Consider the following 17821-nt stretch of genomic DNA (forward strand, 5'->3'; position numbering starts at 1 on the left):
GACTATACCATTCAAGGCAAGCATTCGATAAAGAGTGATATTGAGAATACTATTGTGCCAAAAGGTCCCTTCCAGTTGCCCAGGCCGGATCAGGTGTGCTGAACCTGTTCGATCTCGTATTCCACATCGCCACCCGGTGTTTTAACCACCACAACATCCCCTTCTTCTTTGCCGATCAGAGCGCGGGCTATGGGGGAGGTGACCGATATCTTGTTGACCTTAACGTTGGCCTCGTCTTCACCGACGATCTTGTAGGTGACGCCCTTGTCGGTATCGAGGTTCAACAGGGTGACCGTGGTGCCAAAGATGACCTTGCCCGTGTGTGGAATATCGTGAATGTTGATCACCTGAGCATTGCCCAGCTTCATTTCGATTTCCTGAATACGGCCTTCGATGAACCCCTGCTGTTCCCGGGCCGCGTGATATTCGGCGTTTTCTTTCAGGTCACCGTGCTCGCGTGCTTCGGCAATGGCCTTGATTACCCGCGGCCGCTGATGGGTCTTCAGGTCGCGCAGCTCATTTTGCAGAGCCAGTTCGCCCTCTAGTGTCATTGGATAGCGTTGCATACAGTTACCCTGCCTGATGAACCGGCCGCCTTGGCCGGCATGATGAACTCGGGCGGACAGGCGAGTAGGCTCTACCCGACTATCCGGTTATTAACAGAATAAAAAAAGGGCGCCGTTAAGCACCCTCTTGTAACGCCAGCTCGCCGGTCAGGCGGTTGACGTTTGGGTGGCGTGCAAGTCCTGCAGCCGACGTACCGGTGTATTCTCGGCAAGGCGCATGGCCATTACAGACGCTTCAGCCCCTGCCATCGTCGTAGTGTAATAAACCTTGTGCTGCAATGCACTACGACGAATTTCAGAACTGTCGATGATCGACTGACGCCCTTCTGCGGTGTTGATGATAAACGCCACTTCGTGGTTTTTGATCATATCCACCAAGTGTGGCCGGCCTTCCTTAACCTTGTTCACCACCGACACCGACACCCCATGCTCTTCGAGGTAACGCGCCGTGCCCTGGGTAGCGCGAACATCGAAACCCATCTCGCTGAGCGATTGGGCGACGCCGAGTATGGCTTTCTTGTCGCGGTCTTTCACCGAAAGGATCACCGTGCCTTTCTGCGGCAGGGTGGTGCCTGCGCCCAGAATCGCTTTGGCAAAGGCCTCGGCGAAGGTATCGCCCGTGCCCATGACTTCTCCGGTCGACTTCATTTCCGGGCTGAGGATCGGGTCGACCCCCGGGAACTTGTTGAACGGCAGCACCGCTTCCTTGACCGAGTAGTAATGCGGGATGATCTCGGTGGTAAAGCCGATTTCAGCCAGCGTTTTGCCGGTCATCACCTGAGCCGCGACCTTGGCCAGGGAAACACCAATGGCCTTGGAGACAAAGGGCACTGTCCGCGAGGCACGCGGGTTGACCTCGATGATGTACAGCTGTTCATCCTGCCAGGCCATCTGCACGTTCATCAGCCCGATGACGTTCAGTTCCAGCGCCATGTCGGTGATTTGCTGGTGAATCAGATCCAGCGCTTTTTGCGGCAGACTGTACGGCGGCAGTGAGCAGGCTGAGTCACCGGAATGAACCCCGGCCTGTTCGATGTGCTGCATGATGCCGCCAATCACCACCTGCTGACCGTCGCTGACCGCATCGATGTCGATTTCAATGGCTGAATCGAGGAAGTGGTCGAGCAGCACCGGTGAATCGTTCGAAACTTTCACCGCATCGCGCATGTAGCGCTCAAGCTCGGCTTCTTCGTAAACGATCTCCATCGCCCGGCCGCCCAATACATAGGACGGACGCACCACCAGCGGGTAGCCGATGCGGCGGGCAATGGTCAGCGCCTGCTCCAGACTGCGTGCCGTGCCGTTCTCCGGCTGCAGCAGGTTCAGCTTTTCGATCATTACCTGGAAACGTTCACGGTCTTCCGCCCGGTCGATCGCATCTGGCGAGGTGCCGATGATGGGTGCGCCGGCGGCTTCAAGTTCACGCGCCAGTTTCAGCGGCGTCTGACCGCCAAATTGAACAATCACGCCCTTGGGTTTTTCCAGATCGATGATTTCCAGCACGTCTTCCAGCGTGACCGGCTCAAAATACAAGCGGTCGGAGGTGTCGTAATCGGTCGATACGGTTTCCGGGTTGCAGTTGACCATGATGGTCTCGAACCCGTCTTCACGCGCTGCCAGAGCGGCATGCACACAGCAGTAGTCGAACTCGATGCCCTGGCCAATCCGGTTCGGGCCACCGCCAATCACCATGATTTTATCGCGGTCGCTCGGTGCCGCTTCGCATTCCTCATCGTAACTGGAATACATATAGGCGGTGCTGGAGGCGAACTCGGCCGCACAGGTATCCACCCGCTTGTACACCGGACGCACGCCCTGAGCCCAGCGCTTCTTGCGCAGTTCTTTTTCGCTGACGCCCATGAGGTGAGCCAGCCGCTCATCGGAGAAACCCTTGCGCTTGAGGCGACGCATCGCATCGGCATCCAGGTCTTTCATGCCGGATTCCTGCAGGGCTTTTTCTTCGTTGATCAGGTCTTCAATCTGCACCAGATACCAGGGGTCGACACCCGTCAGGCGGTGAACTTCCTCGACGCTGAAATCGGCCCGGAACGCATCGCCGATGTACCAGATACGCTCGGCGCCGGGTTCTTTCAGTTCGCGCACGATGATGTCGTTGGCTTCATCGGTGTTCAGGTCGACCTTGCTGTCAAAACCGGCGGCGCTGACTTCGAGTCCGCGCAGGGCTTTCTGCATCGATTCCTGAAAGTTGCGGCCAATCGCCATGACTTCACCGACCGACTTCATCTGGGTGGTCAGGCGGTCGTTGGCTTGCGGGAATTTCTCGAACGCGAAGCGTGGAATCTTGGTAACCACATAGTCGATGCTCGGCTCGAACGAAGCCGGCGTAACGCCACCGGTAATGTCGTTCTGCAGTTCATCGAGGGTGTAGCCCACCGCCAGCTTGGCGGCGATTTTGGCGATCGGGAAACCGGTCGCTTTGGAGGCCAGGGCTGATGACCGGCTGACCCGCGGGTTCATTTCGATCACCACCATGCGACCGGTTTCCGGGTTAACGCCGAACTGGACGTTGGAGCCGCCGGTTTCCACACCGATCTCACGCAGCACCGCCAGGGAGGCGTCGCGCATGATCTGATATTCCTTGTCGGTCAGTGTCTGGGCCGGGGCCACGGTGATGGAATCACCCGTGTGCACGCCCATAGCATCGAAGTTTTCGATGGCGCAGACGATGATGCAGTTGTCCGCTTTGTCGCGCACCACTTCCATCTCGTATTCTTTCCAGCCGATCAGGCTTTCGTCGATCAGCAGCTCGCGCGTTGGTGACAAGTCGAGGCCGCGCTCGCAGATCTCGACAAACTCTTCGCGGTTGTAAGCAATGCCGCCACCGGAGCCACCCATGGTGAAGCTAGGGCGAATGATGCACGGCAAACCAATGTCTTCGAATATTTCCCAGGCCTGTTCAATCGACCGAGCGATGCCATGGCGGGGGGTTTCCAGACCAATGGCAATCATGGCGTCGTCGAACCGCTCGCGGTCTTCGGCCTTGTCGATGGTGTCGGCGTTGGCACCGATCATGGTGACCCCGAATTTCTCCAGCACGCCTTCGCGCTCCAGATCCAGCGCGCAGTTCAGCGCCGTCTGGCCGCCCATGGTGGGCAACAGGGCATCGGGCCGTTCTTTTTCAATGATCTTGGCGACTTCGCTCCACACCACCGGTTCAATATAGGTGGCGTCGGCCATGGTCGGGTCGGTCATGATGGTGGCCGGGTTGGAGTTGACCAGAATGACGCGATACCCCTCTTCACGCAGGGCCTTGCAAGCCTGGGCGCCGGAGTAGTCGAATTCACAGGCCTGGCCGATAACAATAGGGCCAGCGCCGAGGATCAGAATGCTTTTGATGTCAGTACGTTTTGGCATGATTCGCTTCGCTCATAGCAGATGGCTGGACGGAATACGGGAGACGTTTGCTTGCGTCTGGCGTGAACCGTTCATCGGCGATCCGCTTGCATCAGTTCGATGAAGTGATCAAACAAAGGGGCGCAATCGCGCGGCCCGGGGCTCGCTTCCGGGTGCCCCTGAAAACTGAAGGCGGCCTTGTCGGTGCGGTGCACACCCTGCAATGAGCCGTCGAACAGTGAGCGGTGGGTGGCGACCAGATTGTCAGGCAGCGTATCACCGTCGATCGCAAAGCCGTGGTTCTGGCTGGTGATCATCACCGTCTTGTCTGACATCACTTCCACCGGGTGGTTGGCACCGTGGTGGCCGAACTTCATCTTCAGCGTTTTGGCGCCACTGGCCAGGCCCAGCAACTGATGGCCGAGGCAAATACCGAACACCGGAATGTCGGTTTCCAGCAGCTCGCGAATGGCCGTGATGGCGTAGTCGCAGGGCTCCGGATCGCCCGGGCCGTTGGACAAAAACACGCCGTCGGGCTTGAGCGCCAGCACCTCGGCCGCCGGGGTTTGCGCCGGTACCACCGTCAGCCGGCAACCGCGGTCGACCAGCATGCGCAGAATGTTGCGCTTCACACCGTAATCGTAGGCGACGACATGCAGTGGCAATTCATCGTCACCGCGCACCTGGTGACCATCGTTCAGTGACCAGCTGGTTTCCCGCCACTGATAAGTCTCCCCGGTAGTGACTTCTTTGGCCAGATCCATGCCCTTGAGGCCGGCAAAGCCGCGCGCCAGTTCCAGCGCCCGCGCCTCATCGAGATTGTCACCGGCCATAATGCAGCCGTTTTGCGCACCTTTCTCTCGCAGCAGGCGGGTCAGGCGACGGGTGTCGATGTCGGCGATGGCCACGACGTTATTGTCGACGAGATACTCCTGCAGTGACTGCTCGCTGCGGAAATTGCTGTGCAACAGGGGCAAATCGCGAATGACCAGACCGGCGGCCCAGACATGGTCCGATTCTTCATCTTCGGAGTTGGTGCCGGTATTCCCGATGTGCGGGTAGGTGAGGGTAACGATTTGGCGGGCATAGGAGGGGTCTGTCAGAATTTCCTGGTAACCGGTCATGGCGGTATTGAACACCACCTCACCGACCGATTCTCCCGGGGCGCCAATGCTGACCCCCCGAAACAGACTGCCGTCAGCTAGTGCGAGTATGGCTGGCGTACTCAAAGATCCGTTCCTCTATCTTGCAGTGCGAGTGGGCAATGACCCCAGGGTCATTGGCAAGGCGCGGCCTGGTCTTTTTCGCGGAGGGTAACCGCTAAACTGACCAGTCAGACAACTCTCCCAGCCCCTTTCGCAAAAAAGCGAGATGAAGAAACCCTCATCTCGCCCATCAATCAATTCTGCGTTTTCGAAACTGAGACGCTGTCGTTTACGTTCGTCATCAACAGGGTTCTTGCAATAGCAACCGGCTGGACCTGACTATAGCAGCCTGCTGATTTTGTGCGTTAAACGATCTGGGTGCCGTGCCCAAATTTCGGGGATTTTACCGAACAAGCACCGGCAGTGTCCAGGCAATTGACTGCCTGTGCCTGAATCAGGCAGCCACCACTGGCTGGAGTCGCCATAGCAGCGACTGATTAATCGAAATAGTTCACCATGCGTTCGCGCACCGAACGCGACCCTCCGAGCTCATCCTGTTGCAGAATGGCATCGGCCAGACGCCCGAGTGGTTGCAACCCCATGGCGATCACGATGCCATACAACCAGGCCCAGGGCCCGAGAAACACCGCCAGTGACACCCAGATTACGGCATGGTTGATCAGATACAGCGGTCCCAGCCAGGCAATCTGCCGCTCGATACGCCATTGCTGGGCACTGTGACTGACGCCATAGGCAACCAGCAACGGCACGGCATTGAACAGGGCCGAGATCAGCGCTCCGGGCAACCAGAGCCAGGCAACCGGTTTCGGCCAGCGCCAGCGACGCTGCGCCCGAACCTCGTGCCAGGACAACAACAAGCTGGACGGGACCCTGCCAGACTGGGATATCAGCGGCCATTGCGGCAGCGTCTGGTAACCCTTAATCGACCAGGCCAGCTTCTGCAAACGTTGCAACTCTTTCAGGATATGCAGCGGCTCAACCACCATATCAATGGCACCGGGACGCCAGATCCAGTGAATCGGACTGCCCAGAGTGTGGCGGAAATCGTAATTGAAGGTCAGCACCTGCACGCGCAAATGGCGGTGATGATCGTGCAGACCACGCAGCAGTCGCTGAGTGTCGTCTATTTCTTCGGGCGACTCGCCATTAATGGAAATCACCAGACAGCGACCCGCATTCAAAAATGCGGCAAGACGCTCTTCCATAATGCCCCCGCCGGTACGCGGGTTACGTCCACTTAACCGCCACCAGCGACCCCAGCCATTGGACGTCTGATCACTATCCACAAAAAGCGGCGGGCGTTTCAGGCGGGACCAGAACAACCAGCCGTCAGCGGGGCTCAGGCTGCGTGGCATCAGTATTACATCCACATCGGTTGCTCTCGGGTCACTGCCATGCACATGCACCGGGCCCAATAAGGCACGACTGATCAGCCGTCCCAGCCCTGTCATTATTCTTAGTTTCAGCATGGTTCACTCCGTAAGACCTGCCGTTCGCTCGCAGACGGCGCTGTCCGTTGCCGCCTGGTAAATGGGCCTGCGACTTTGTTGCAGGCCGTCATGTCGGTGCAAGAGCCATAGTAGGCGCGTTCTGGGTAACCACAAGCGCTGTACATGAAGTTGAAAGATGTGCGACTATTGGTAGCATATTGCGCTACCTTCACCAAGGACGTCATGTCTCAGACTGTACAACTCGTCGACACCCTTAAGAAACTGCTGCGTGAGCGAAAAATCACCTACGCCGAGGTTGCCGAGAAACTCAATCTCAGTGAAGCCAACGTTAAGCGTATGTTCTCCAAGCGCCATTTTACGCTGAATCGCCTGGAAGAAATCTGCGACATGGCCGGTGCCGACCTCGGTTACCTGATGGCACGCATGCATGAAGGCACCATGGTGCTGGATGAGCTCAGTGAAGAAGACGAACGAGAGCTGGTATCAGACCCCAAGCTGTTGCTGGTGGCGCAATTACTGGTCAACCGCTGGGAATACGAAGACATTATCTCGACCTATGTGATCGACGAATTCGAAGCGACCCGATTGCTGGCCCGGCTCGACCGACTCAGCATCATCGAACTGCTGCCCGGCAACCGGGTGAAAACCAAACTGTCACGCGATTTCCGCTGGATTCATAACGGCCCGGTGTACCGCTTTTTCGAACAGAATGTGGCGCGCGACTTCTTCAACTGCAAGTTCGACCCCAAATCCGGGGAGTTGCTGGTGTTTGTTGCGGGTATGTTGTCGCGTCAGTCGAACATGCACCTGCAAAACAGCATTCGCCGGCTGGCCCGGGAGTTTGACGAACTGAGCAAGGAAGACGGTAAACTGCCGCTGGAAGATACCTTCGGCACCGGCATGGTATTGGCCATGCGCCCCTGGGAACTGAGTATTTTCGCGGAAATGCGACGTGGACCCAACCTGAAGAAATTCTGACCCGACCAGCCGTACCCGGTAACTACACCATGAAGTCGAGCTGGCGACCCAGAGTGTCGGCCCGGGACTGAGCCTGGTATTGCGCATCGAGCAAGCTGCGGGTCACCGCCGCCAGATCGGCACCAGTACGCGCCGTGTCGGCTTCGCGTTCAGAGGTGTCTTCATCGCCACTCGCTTCCGACGCGGAACGCTCAGCACCTGAAATGGCTGGCGCACTGTCATTACGCTCAGAAACGGCATCACCCTCAGCCTCGGCCTCTTGCGGTGCCAGGTCTTCGCGTCGTTCCTGGCGCACGTCTATCTGGGCGTCCATTTTCAGTTGCATCGCAGCGGCCGCGACCGACCGATCCTGCGCTGAAGGTTCAGCCGGTGCCAGTGCCGCCCGGCGAACCTGCTCGGCCTTGAGCAGGGTGGCTTCCGGGTTACCCGGCACCGGACTGATATCGATCGGTACCTCACCGGCCACCGCATAACGCTTGCCATCCGGCCCGCGCTCGAACGTCAGGGACATACCACCGGCATACTGACCGCCAATGGCCTGGTGTGCCTGTTCGTGCGCCCGAACCTCCCGGTCGCGCGCTGCCAGCTCGCGGATGGTTTCCAGATCCTGATCCAGCTGGCGTTGTTCGGCCTGCTGCCGCGCCGCACGACCTTCGTCACGCTGGCGTGCAAAGGCACTGGTGTCGTCGGCTGGTGTTGTTTCGCTGGAGGCCTGCACCTCGCCTTCAGACGGGGAAGACGAGGCTGTATTAACGCTAGCGGCCACGTTGGATGGCGAGCTCTGGCCGGGTTGAGGCTGGTTATCGCGCCGGTCCGAACGATTCTGACCCGGTGCGGTTGTTTCGGTTTCTTCAACCGGAGCAAACACGGCCGCGTCGTTATCCCGGCGCTGTTGCGCGCGCTGGGCCAAATCCCCGAACGGACTGACCGTTGGGGTGATGGCATTGGGATAAAGACCACTGACCGTAGACATCGTTATCGCTTCGCTCCGTTAAACCCGGATATCAATCAGGGTACCCAGGATTTCAGAACCCGCTTCAACCACGCGAGCACTGGCCTGGACCTGATTCTTCGCCTGAATCTGATTCACCAGAGGTTCCACAATCGACTCGGGCCCGCCTTCACTCGGGGGCACATTCGCCTGGGCGATCTGCTGACCACTGCGGTTCAGTGAGTACAAACCTCCCTGAATGCCGGCAACCCCTGCGTTCATGACTGAGCTGATCATTCCACCTCCACTAGCCCGCCCTGACCGGGGCGAACTGACTTCCGTTCCGTGGCCCTGATACAGGAAACAGATACGGTCATTTAATCGGATAACGTGGTTACATTTTAACCAACCTACCCTGCCAAGCTGTAACATTTTGTAAAAACTGTTCACAATACCCTGCAGGTGGCCGACACCTTTGAAGCTTCGCCCCCATTTTCCGGGCGGAAACAGCCACCGGAGGTCAGGGAGCACCCCGGAATGCCAGGGAATCACGTCAAACTTCGGCCTTTCACAGCGGCCTTTACCCCCTTGCTGGAACAGGTAATGAGCAGCCTGTGTCCACTGTGCGAGCAGCGCTCGACCAAAAGCCATCTTTGTGACGTGTGTGCTGGCTGGCTACAACCTTTACCCGACCCTTGCCCGGGCTGCGCCGCACCCAATACCCTGAACACCCTTTGCGGCCGATGCCAGCAACGACCCCCACCCTGGCAGACAGCGACGGTCGGCTGGGTTCTGGAAGGGGCGACCCGCTTCCTGATTCACCGCATGAAATATCACCGGGATCTGGCCAGCGCCCGGGCCCTAGCACGCCAGTGGTGGCTGCATCAGGGCATGCATGACCCTGGGGTTGACGCCCTGGTACCAGTTCCCCTGCATCGGGCCAAAGCCCGCAAGCGGGGCTTCAACCAAGCAGAATGGCTGGCAGACTTTTGGGCCAGGCAGGCTGGCCTGCCGGTCTGGACCAACCTGGTCAAGCAACACCCAACCCCACCCCTTGAAGGCCTCAACCGGATTCAACGCCGGCAGACTCTAAGAGATGCCTTCCGAGTTCTGAAACCACCCCCAAAACGGGTCGCCATAGTCGACGATGTGCTGACCACCTGAGCCACGGCCGCCGAGCTGACCCGCACCCTGCAGCGCGCCGGGGTCATTCATGTCGAACTGTGGGCGCTCGCCCGAACTCCACTGGGAAATCAATAACCGCACGCCAGAAGTCCGCTGGCCAGAGTAACAATGACAGGCGCTGCAAATACTCTACAATGGGCGCTCTTTTCAGCCTGGGTTCATCATGTCTACCTCTTCACACCCGTTCGACACCCTCAGCCAGGACCGCATCATCGACTGGCTGGAATCGCTCGGAACCCTGTCCGATTACCGCATTTACCCACTTAACAGTTACGAAAACCGGGTCTACCGGGTGGGCATAGAAGATGCCAAACCGGTGGTGTTGAAAGCCTACCGGCCAGGACGTTGGAGCGAGGCGCAGATTCGCGAGGAACTGAGCTTTACCGACCAGTTGTTCGAGGCTGAAATACCGGTGGTCCCGGCGATGAAACTGGGCGACGACATTGTCCACCTGCGCGATGGTTTTTGGTTTGCCTGTTTCGAAATGCGCGCCGGCCATGCTTTTGAACTGGATAACCCGGACCAGATGTACCGCATTGGCCAGCACCTGGCCCGACTGCACAACGTTGGCGAAACCGAAGTATTCAAGTATCGGCCCAGCCTGTCGCTAAGCGAACCCATCATTCAGGCACAACGCTTCTTTGCCGACAGCCCGTTGCTGCCCGACGACCTGCGCGCCAACTACCTGGCCACCCTGGCCCCCATTGCCGAGCTGATTCAGCGCCGCTTCGAGCCGCTGTTTCGACAGGCTGCCTCCATTCGCATACACGGCGATTTTCACGCCGGCAACATCCTCAGCCGTGACGACCAGCTACTGATCGTCGACCTCGACGACACGGTCATGGGCCCCGCAGCCCAGGACATCTGGAAGCTGCTATCGGGTGACAAACAGGAACAGGCGCGGCAGATCAACGAACTGGAAGAAGGCTACGAGCAATTTCGGCCCTTTCCGCGCAAGGAGCTGTCGCTGCTCGAGCCCCTGCGTACCGTGCACATGATCCGCCACACTCTCTGGATAGCCCAGCGCTGGGACGACCCGGCTTTCCCGCGCGCCTTCTCCTGGTTCGACAGCCAGCGTTTCTGGAGCGACCACCTGCTCGCTTTGCGTGAGCAATGGGCGTTATTGCAGGAATAAGAAACTTCAGGTTCGCACGATTCGAGCGTCGGCACCCGGTGGTGCCTCTGCGGGGGAGTCCGCAACATGGATGTTGCGGCCTAGGCCCGAAACGTCGGACCGCCACGGACGGATTCACGCCGACCGAGTGTCGCACCACCCGAGAGGTTCCACCGGGTGCTGACGCGGGCCATAGCCACTGAATCGAATTCCAAAAAATGAGAACCACTGATCGAACCGGGCCAGGGCGACTGGACCCGGCTTTAAAAGCGCCCTATAGTGCCGATTCTTGCCCGGTGGTGCTCCGACTGCATTGGGTTGTCCGGTTTGAGCGTGTGACCAGGAAGTCAGACGAACTCCTTACCCGGCAGCTGGCTTGACCGGAGTGCCGACTGAACAGGCAGGTTTTCAAGTAACGTATGGAGACGTAATAGTGACTCATTCTGCACCTCGATTATTCCCTGGCACGGCCCGCTGGCTGCCCGCACTCACCGCCCTGGCAGTGGCCAGTGGTTGCGCGACCACCGGTTCGGACCGCTTTGTGGATGCTCCGGCACTGGTCAGCGGCGAAGGCCTGCAATCAGAACTGAATACCGCCAGCCCCGCCAACCTGAACAATGGCGCTCGCTACTCGGCACACTGGTTTTGCGCCACCGATGTCGAGCCCCGGGCTTTCTATCGCTTTCAGGCACCCTTTGCCGCTGAATTGACCCTGTTTAACGAACAAGGCTGGTTGATTGACCACGTCAGCGTCGATCCGGCAAGCAGCGAATCCGTCAATATCCTGATGGGTCCGGACGCGGGCCAGTGCTCGCTGCTGGTCGTCAACGGCGTCAGCGACGAAGCCTATGGCCCCTACCGTTTGATCGATCAGCCCATTGCCGGGCGCAGCGACACCCTCGGCACCGACCAGTCGCTGGTTGGCTCGCTGGCATCAGACAACAGCCCGACCCGCTACCCGCTGAGCATCGACTCGCCCACCCAGATCAGCTTCACCCTGAACGACGCCAGTCGCTCACTGGGCATGCAACTGACCGGACCGGCCGTCAACACCGAAGCCACCGCCTGCGGCGACAGCACCCTGACGCTCGATGCCTATCTTGAGCCCGGTGAATACGAACTGATTCTGCAGCCCGGCCGGCGGCCGACGTCTGAATTTGAAGCCTACAGTGAATACGACTACTACGAGTCCGAATCGCCCCTGTGTGCCGATGCTCTGGTCGATGAAGGCCAGTTCTATCAGTTGGACACCGCCAGTACGACACTGCCGGATGGGATTCGCAACGGCGGCCTGCTGGAAGCCGGTGAGACACTGACGGGCCTGATGCTGTCAGCCGAAGGTAACCGTTACACCCTTGAACTGGAACACCCGTCAGAAGTTGTCGTCAGCCTCGCTTCCGAAGATTTCGACACCATGCTGTCGATCACCGGTGACGACGTTCAGCTCGACAACGATGACTACGGCGCCGGCACCGATTCACAGGTGTCTTCCATCCTGATGCCTGGCACCTACACTGTGAACGCAATGAGCTATGACAGCTACCCGGTCGACGGCATCTACAGCCTGAACACTCAGGTCACACCGTTCGAAGGCGACCTGCGCAACAGCGGCATTATCGCCCCGAACAGCAGCCTGATTGGCATGCGCGCCGACTACGATAACGACTATTCACTGACCATCGACGAGCCATCGGAAGTCAGTATCGCGCTGAACTCTGCCAGCTTCGACACCACCCTGGCGCTGTCGGGCAATGGCGTGGACTTCAGCGATGATGATGGCGGCGGCGACACCAATTCGCTGATCACCACTCTGCTGCAACCCGGTACCTACACACTCACCGTCGGCGCCTACTCCGGCAACGGCCTGTATGACCTGACGGTCAACAGCAGCGCTGTCCAGGGCGAGATGATGAACAGCGGTAACCTGAGAGCCGGAGACATTGTCTATGGCAACCTGGAAGCGGGTAGCAGCCTGACCTACACCATCAGTCTGGACGCAGCGCGCACCGTGAGCATTGATGCCTCATCATCCTCCGTTGACACCCTGATCTCGCTGGTCGGCCCAGGCTTGTCTCTGGAAAACGATGATGGTGGCGACGGCACCAACTCACGCCTGGAAGAGTACCTGCCAGCAGGTACCTACACCCTTGACGTGCGTGGCTACAGCGGCTCGGAAAGCGGCCAGATTCGCGTCGAAGTACAAATGGATTTGTCTGACGCGCAGTCCTGATTAGCAAAGCGTCAGTGCATTAAAAAACCGCCTTTTGGCGGTTTTTTTTGGCTAGTCGTTTAGGTTGGGTCGGTGGCAGGTGGCATTGGACCGCAGCGGCAACCGGGTATGCCCGGTTGCCAACACGCACACACTCAGTCCCGGGGAGCCCGGGAAGCAGTCACTTCCGTCGCCCGAAGCCGCTGCGACAGTTTGTCCAGCACGCCATTGACGTAGCGGTGGCCTTCGCTGGCACCAAACAGTTTCGACAATTCGACACCTTCGTTGATGATGACCTTGAACGGGACATCGATGCGGTGCACCAGTTCGTAGGCGCCCATACGCAGAATCGACAGTTCGACCGGTGTCATTTCCCGGACCGAGCGATCGGTAACGGATTCAATGTAGCTATCAAGTTCCGTCAGCGTGCTGGGCACGCCGCGCAGCACTTCGCTGAAGTATTCCTGATCGACCTTGGCCATATCGTGATCAGTGATGAATTCGGCTTCAATCTGATTGACCGGAGACGACGACAAATGCCACTGATACAAAGCCTGCATGGCCAGTCGACGGGCCTTGCGGCGGGCTGCCATGTTGGGACGCTGGGTCATGCCTTACCCCTCGATCTGCTTGAACAGATTGACCATTTCCAGCGCCACCAGGGCCGCTTCGGCGCCTTTGTTACCGGCTTTGGTGCCTGCTCGCTCAATGGCCTGCTCGATCGAATCGACGGTCAACACGCCGAACACGACCGGCATGCTGGCTGTCAGCGCCACTGAATTGAGGCCGCCGGCCGCTTCACCGGCCACGAAATCGAAATGCGGTGTCCCGCCGCGAATCACCGCGCCCAGGGCGATGATGGCATTATAACGCTCTGTTTCCGCCAGTTTCTGGCAAACGATGGGCAGTTCATAGGCACCCGGCGCACGGATGACCGTCAGTTGCTCGTCCTTGATGCCATGGCGCTTGAGCGCATCGAGTGCACCGTCCAGCAGACTTTCAACCACGAAGCTGTTCCAGCGGCCCACCACGATGGCGTACTGGGCGTCGTTGGCGGAAAAGTCACCTTCCAGGGTAGTAATGTTTGAAGTCATAGCAGTCATTGTCTGATCCTGTCTGAACGGCGACCCGGGTCGGGTCGCCGTCGGTTAATCATGTGTCGGTTGTGAACAGGTTAGTCGCCTTCAGGCTTCATCGCCTGCGGCCGGAATGTACTCGACCACTTCCAGGTCGAACCCGGAAATGCCGCCGAATTTAATCGGTGAACTGAGCAGGCGCATCTTGCCCACACCCAACTCGCGCAAAATCTGCGAGCCGGTACCAATGGTGGTGTAGGTGCCGTACTTGTCGACGTTCGGGTTACGCGTGTTAGCGCGGTCATCGCCCTGCATCATTTTCAGTTCGGTCATCACATCGGGGGCCTCCTGAACATCCAGCAAGACCACCACGCCTGCGCCTTCTTCAGCGACCCGGTGCATGGCAGCATCCAGTGTCCAGCCGTGGCCACGGGCGGGGTTAACCCCCAGCAGATCGCGCAGGGTCTGCGCCACGTGTACCCGCACCAGCGTGGGGTTCTCGGGTTTGAAAGGCCCGCCCAGCGTCAGTGCAATGTGAGTGCCGCCACAGAGGCTGTCACGATACACCTGGACGTTGAAGTCACCGGCGCGGGTGCTCAGTGACCGTTGCTCGACTTTCTCGATGGTGCGCTCGTTCAGAATGCGGTAATGGATCAGGTCGGCAATGGTGCCTACCTTTAGCCCATGTTCTTCGGCAAAGGCTTCCAGATCGGGCCGGCGCGCCATGGTACCGTCTTCTTTCATGATCTCGACAATGGCCGCCGCCGGAATCAGACCGGCCATGCGGGCCAGATCACAGCCCGCCTCGGTATGGCCAGCCCGGCTGAGCACGCCGCCTGGCTGGGCGCGCAGCGGGAAAATATGCCCGGGCTGCACGATATCGGTAGGCTCGCTGTTCGGGTCGACCGCAACCTGAATGGTGCGGGCCCGGTCAGCCGCAGAAATGCCGGTCGTGACCCCGTCAGCCGCTTCTATAGAGATAGTGAAGGGCGTGCCGTAGGCCGAGCCATTGTCTTTCTTAACCATGGATTCCAGGCCAAGAAAATCGCAGCGCTCGCCGGTCAGCGTCAGGCAGATCAGCCCTCGGGCCTTGCCGGCCATGAAGTTCACGATCTCAGGGGTGATTTTTTCCGCCGCGACGATCAGATCGCCTTCATTCTCACGGTCTTCATCGTCCATCAGGATAACCATTTTACCCTGACGAATGTCTTCAATAATGTCTTCGATGCTGTTCAGCGCCACGTTCAATTCCACTGCCGGGTCCATCGTCACCGCCGGTGCAGACAGCCCGGCGTTCACAAGTCGTCATCATACCAGAAGCGCGGGCGATTCGCCGTGCCAGGCTGCGTTTTCCGGTGTTCTTACCGTGTTACAGGTTAGGGGGCCCTGGCCGTAACTGCAGGCGCAAATCCGGACCGACCGCCCGGGAGTCCACCACAGCAAAGGACAGGCCCTCTGACAGTTTGCTCAGACTCGCCGAAAACAGCGGCCGGGTGGCAGCCCCCAGCAGTACAGGCGCCTGATAGAGCCACAATTCATCGACCAGGTTCATCTGTAACAGAGTGGCTGCCAGGGTAGCGCCAGGCTCTGCCCAGACCTCGTTGTAGGCTTGCTGGCCCAGCCAGATCATCACCGCGGTCAGATCCAGACGCCCGTCTGCATCGCGTGGCATGACCACAAGGCGGGCGCCGGCCTCTGCGAGGGCTGCCTTGCGCTCTTTGGGGGCCTCATTACCATGCAATACCCAGGTCTTGCCGGGCAGGGAAAGCATTTTAGCAGTAGCCGGTGTGTTCAGGTGGGTATCCAGGATCACCCGGTCCGGCTGCCGGTCGATGCCTTCCAGGCGAACCGTCAGGCTGGGGTCGTCTGACCGAACAGTGCCGGCGCCGGTCAGAATGGCGCAACGTTCGGACCGGGCCCGCTGCACATCGGCACGAGCAGCCGGGCTGGTTATCCACTGGCTTTCACCACTGGCCATCGCCGTTGCCCCATCGAGACTGCTGGCCAGTTTGAGCGTCAGCCAGGGCCGGCCGGTGCGCATGCGTTTCAAAAAACCGCGATTCAGGGCTTCGGCATCCTGGCTCAGTACGCCGGAGCGTACCGCCACACCCGCTGCCTCAAGCAGCGCAAGGCCCCGGCCGGCAACCTTGGGGTTAGGGTCTTCGATGGCGCAGACAACACGCGCGACCTTCGCGTTTATCAATGCCTCGGCACAGGGCGGCGTGCGGCCGTGATGACTGCAGGGTTCCAGCGTCACATAGGCAGTGGCGCCACGCGCCCGATCACCTGCTGCCGCCAGAGCATGCACCTCGGCATGGCCGGTACCGGCCAGCACGTGGTACCCCTCACCGACGTTCTGGCCATCGCGGACAATAACGCAGCCAACCCGTGGATTGGGCATGGTCGTGGTGACACCGCGGGCTGCCAGCCTCAGCGCATGTGCCATCCAGAATTCGTCAGACTGAGTCTCCGTCACACTATCCTCATTCGGTCCGCTTTTTTTCGAGCCGGTCAATTTCACTTCTAAATTCGTTCAAATCCTGGAAACTCCGATAAACCGACGCAAACCGAACATAAGCAACCTGGTCCAGCTCACGCAGTTCATTCATCACCACCTCGCCCAGCCGGCGTGACGGCAACTCACGCTCACCGGTTGCCCGCAGGCTTTGTTTGATGCGCGCCAGCGCCGCCTCGACCTCCTCAACACTGACCGGTCGTTTTTCCAGTGCCCGCTGCAGGCCGGCACGAAGCTTCATTTCGTCGAAGGGTTCACGGTTGCCGTTTTGTTTGACAATGCGCGGCATCACCAGCTCGGCCCCTTCATAGGTGGTAAAACGCTCGCCACACTGAAGGCATTCGCGACGACGCCGCACCTGCTCCCCTTCGGCAACCAACCGGGAATCGATGACCTTGGTGTCTTGTGCTTTACAGAATGGACAGTGCATCGGTTAGAACTCATTCGGACAATAAGGAAGGACGGTGTCTGAACCGTGTTTCAAGCCGCTAAAGTGTACTCTGCTACCGACTATTTGGCGACACGCCTACTGCTACAAAATCGTTGACTTTTTAAGAAGCTGATAACCACGCGGGTTCCGGAGAAGGTGTTTATTCACAAAATCGAATGCACTCAAAACGGGCACAGCGAACCAGGCCACTTGACCAGAAAACAACCAGAACATGACTATAACTGATTGTTTTTATTAGTGTTTTTTTAATGTGTCTATTTTTTAACCAAGCCCGGGTAACATGACTGTCATGCCGATTCGGGACAGCTGTAAAGAGTATACCCACAGACTTATCCACAGTAACTGTGGGCACCTTAGTGGAAGCCAGAGCCCATCAGGCCGGGCATAAAAAAGGGGCGCCAATGCACCCCCTGAACTTAAGTTCGATAGTTACAACAAATACCGCAAAAATACGGCACCTGTCTTTAACCGCCAGCCGGCAAACTCGCATAGTAGGCAGCCAGATTGGCGATATCCTGCTCCGACAGTGGCGTCGCAATGCCCCACATCACCGCCGCATTGGCCCCCTGGCGTTCCTTGGATTTATAAGCCGCCAGCACATTGGCCAGGTACGCCTCTTTCTGACCCGCCAGATTCGGGTAAATGGGCACCGCCGAGATGCCATTAGCTCCATGGCATGCCGCACACACGGCTGACTTGGCCTGACCGGCCGCCGCATCCCCTTCAGCCCAGGCACTCGCTGCCGCCAGAGCCGCCACACCCACCAACATCGCCTTTACAGATTTCTTCATCAGTACTCTCTCTTATTGCCTGAGCGCTCTATCA

Annotated in this window: 16 protein-coding genes; 4 read left to right on the forward strand and 12 right to left on the reverse strand. The window is 58.8% G+C overall.

Annotated elements, in window-relative coordinates; all coding sequences use genetic code 11:
* Positions 1 to 89: 89 nt before the first annotated feature.
* The 4 genes from greA to ABJT94_RS07080 form a co-directional block, all read right to left on the reverse strand.
* Positions 90 to 566, reverse strand: coding sequence for a transcription elongation factor GreA (gene greA / locus ABJT94_RS07065; RefSeq protein ID WP_127557528.1), 477 nt, complete (start codon positions 564 to 566; stop codon positions 90 to 92).
* Positions 567 to 713: 147 nt separating this feature from the next.
* On the reverse strand, positions 714 to 3941 hold the full coding sequence (gene carB / locus ABJT94_RS07070; protein WP_348474528.1) for a carbamoyl-phosphate synthase large subunit: 3228 nt from the start codon (positions 3939 to 3941) through the stop codon (positions 714 to 716).
* 71 nt (positions 3942 to 4012) lie between these two features.
* Positions 4013 to 5149, reverse strand: a complete 1137-nt coding sequence (gene carA, locus ABJT94_RS07075; protein ID WP_348474529.1) for a glutamine-hydrolyzing carbamoyl-phosphate synthase small subunit — start codon at positions 5147 to 5149, stop codon at positions 4013 to 4015.
* Positions 5150 to 5562: 413 nt separating this feature from the next.
* On the reverse strand, positions 5563 to 6555 hold the full coding sequence (locus tag ABJT94_RS07080) for a hypothetical protein (RefSeq protein ID WP_348474530.1): 993 nt from the start codon (positions 6553 to 6555) through the stop codon (positions 5563 to 5565).
* 204 nt (positions 6556 to 6759) lie between these two features.
* Between ABJT94_RS07080 and ABJT94_RS07085 the strand changes: the two genes are divergently transcribed.
* Positions 6760 to 7515: a helix-turn-helix transcriptional regulator gene (locus ABJT94_RS07085; protein ID WP_348474531.1), complete on the forward strand. Its 756-nt coding sequence runs from the start codon at positions 6760 to 6762 to the stop codon at positions 7513 to 7515.
* A 22-nt stretch (positions 7516 to 7537) separates the two neighbouring features.
* Here ABJT94_RS07085 and ABJT94_RS07090 read toward each other — a convergent pair whose 3' ends face one another.
* Positions 7538 to 8488, reverse strand: coding sequence for a putative metalloprotease CJM1_0395 family protein (locus ABJT94_RS07090; RefSeq protein WP_348474532.1), 951 nt, complete (start codon positions 8486 to 8488; stop codon positions 7538 to 7540).
* Between the two features lie 18 nt (positions 8489 to 8506).
* Complete coding sequence (locus ABJT94_RS07095) at positions 8507 to 8743, reverse strand: hypothetical protein (protein ID WP_348474533.1); 237 nt, start codon at positions 8741 to 8743, stop codon at positions 8507 to 8509.
* 240 nt (positions 8744 to 8983) lie between these two features.
* On the opposite strand from ABJT94_RS07095, the gene ABJT94_RS07100 reads away from it, so the two are divergent.
* From ABJT94_RS07100 to ABJT94_RS07110, 3 genes are all read left to right on the forward strand, one after another.
* Positions 8984 to 9610: a ComF family protein gene (locus ABJT94_RS07100; protein ID WP_348474534.1), complete on the forward strand. Its 627-nt coding sequence runs from the start codon at positions 8984 to 8986 to the stop codon at positions 9608 to 9610.
* A gap of 184 nt (positions 9611 to 9794) precedes the next feature.
* A complete protein-coding gene (locus ABJT94_RS07105) occupies positions 9795 to 10766 on the forward strand; it encodes a serine/threonine protein kinase (protein WP_348474535.1) in 972 nt (323 codons plus the stop codon).
* A gap of 412 nt (positions 10767 to 11178) precedes the next feature.
* Complete coding sequence (locus ABJT94_RS07110) at positions 11179 to 12975, forward strand: hypothetical protein (RefSeq protein WP_348474536.1); 1797 nt, start codon at positions 11179 to 11181, stop codon at positions 12973 to 12975.
* 134 nt (positions 12976 to 13109) lie between these two features.
* On the opposite strand, the gene nusB is transcribed toward ABJT94_RS07110, so the two are convergent.
* The 6 genes from nusB to ABJT94_RS07140 all read right to left on the reverse strand — a co-directional run bounded on the left by nusB (position 13110) and on the right by ABJT94_RS07140 (position 17787).
* Entirely contained in the window at positions 13110 to 13565 is a 456-nt protein-coding gene (nusB, locus tag ABJT94_RS07115; protein WP_348474537.1) for a transcription antitermination factor NusB, read from the reverse strand.
* Positions 13566 to 13568: 3 nt separating this feature from the next.
* Complete coding sequence (gene ribE / locus ABJT94_RS07120) at positions 13569 to 14048, reverse strand: 6,7-dimethyl-8-ribityllumazine synthase (protein WP_348474632.1); 480 nt, start codon at positions 14046 to 14048, stop codon at positions 13569 to 13571.
* Between the two features lie 90 nt (positions 14049 to 14138).
* Positions 14139 to 15272: a bifunctional 3,4-dihydroxy-2-butanone-4-phosphate synthase/GTP cyclohydrolase II gene (ribBA, locus tag ABJT94_RS07125; protein WP_348474633.1), complete on the reverse strand. Its 1134-nt coding sequence runs from the start codon at positions 15270 to 15272 to the stop codon at positions 14139 to 14141.
* Positions 15273 to 15399: 127 nt separating this feature from the next.
* Complete coding sequence (gene ribD, locus ABJT94_RS07130) at positions 15400 to 16506, reverse strand: bifunctional diaminohydroxyphosphoribosylaminopyrimidine deaminase/5-amino-6-(5-phosphoribosylamino)uracil reductase RibD (RefSeq protein WP_348474538.1); 1107 nt, start codon at positions 16504 to 16506, stop codon at positions 15400 to 15402.
* A 7-nt stretch (positions 16507 to 16513) separates the two neighbouring features.
* Positions 16514 to 16975 carry a transcriptional regulator NrdR gene (gene nrdR / locus ABJT94_RS07135; RefSeq protein WP_127557551.1) on the reverse strand — a complete coding sequence of 154 codons (462 nt, stop codon included), beginning with the start codon at positions 16973 to 16975 and terminating at the stop codon, positions 16514 to 16516.
* A gap of 485 nt (positions 16976 to 17460) precedes the next feature.
* Complete coding sequence (locus ABJT94_RS07140; protein ID WP_348474539.1) at positions 17461 to 17787, reverse strand: cytochrome c; 327 nt, start codon at positions 17785 to 17787, stop codon at positions 17461 to 17463.
* Positions 17788 to 17821: the final 34 nt, after the last annotated feature.

Source organism: Saccharospirillum sp. (assembly GCF_039982735.1).
In the GTDB taxonomy this organism is placed as follows: Bacteria; Pseudomonadota; Gammaproteobacteria; order Pseudomonadales; family Natronospirillaceae; genus Saccharospirillum.

What these genes read in the sequence shown, in the direction of transcription:
- greA (WP_127557528.1), bottom strand. Translation starts at nt 566, where the DNA reads ATGCAACGCTATCCAATGACACTAGAGGGCGAACTGGCTCTGCAAAAT.
- carB (WP_348474528.1), bottom strand. Translation starts at nt 3,941, where the DNA reads ATGCCAAAACGTACTGACATCAAAAGCATTCTGATCCTCGGCGCTGGC.
- ABJT94_RS07080 (WP_348474530.1), bottom strand. Translation starts at nt 6,555, where the DNA reads ATGCTGAAACTAAGAATAATGACAGGGCTGGGACGGCTGATCAGTCGT.
- ABJT94_RS07085 (WP_348474531.1), top strand. Translation starts at nt 6,760, where the DNA reads ATGTCTCAGACTGTACAACTCGTCGACACCCTTAAGAAACTGCTGCGT.
- ABJT94_RS07090 (WP_348474532.1), bottom strand. Translation starts at nt 8,488, where the DNA reads ATGTCTACGGTCAGTGGTCTTTATCCCAATGCCATCACCCCAACGGTC.
- ABJT94_RS07095 (WP_348474533.1), bottom strand. Translation starts at nt 8,743, where the DNA reads ATGATCAGCTCAGTCATGAACGCAGGGGTTGCCGGCATTCAGGGAGGT.
- ABJT94_RS07100 (WP_348474534.1), top strand. Translation starts at nt 8,984, where the DNA reads ATGCCAGGGAATCACGTCAAACTTCGGCCTTTCACAGCGGCCTTTACC.
- ABJT94_RS07105 (WP_348474535.1), top strand. Translation starts at nt 9,795, where the DNA reads ATGTCTACCTCTTCACACCCGTTCGACACCCTCAGCCAGGACCGCATC.
- nusB (WP_348474537.1), bottom strand. Translation starts at nt 13,565, where the DNA reads ATGACCCAGCGTCCCAACATGGCAGCCCGCCGCAAGGCCCGTCGACTG.
- ribE (WP_348474632.1), bottom strand. Translation starts at nt 14,048, where the DNA reads ATGACTTCAAACATTACTACCCTGGAAGGTGACTTTTCCGCCAACGAC.
- nrdR (WP_127557551.1), bottom strand. Translation starts at nt 16,975, where the DNA reads ATGCACTGTCCATTCTGTAAAGCACAAGACACCAAGGTCATCGATTCC.
- ABJT94_RS07140 (WP_348474539.1), bottom strand. Translation starts at nt 17,787, where the DNA reads ATGAAGAAATCTGTAAAGGCGATGTTGGTGGGTGTGGCGGCTCTGGCG.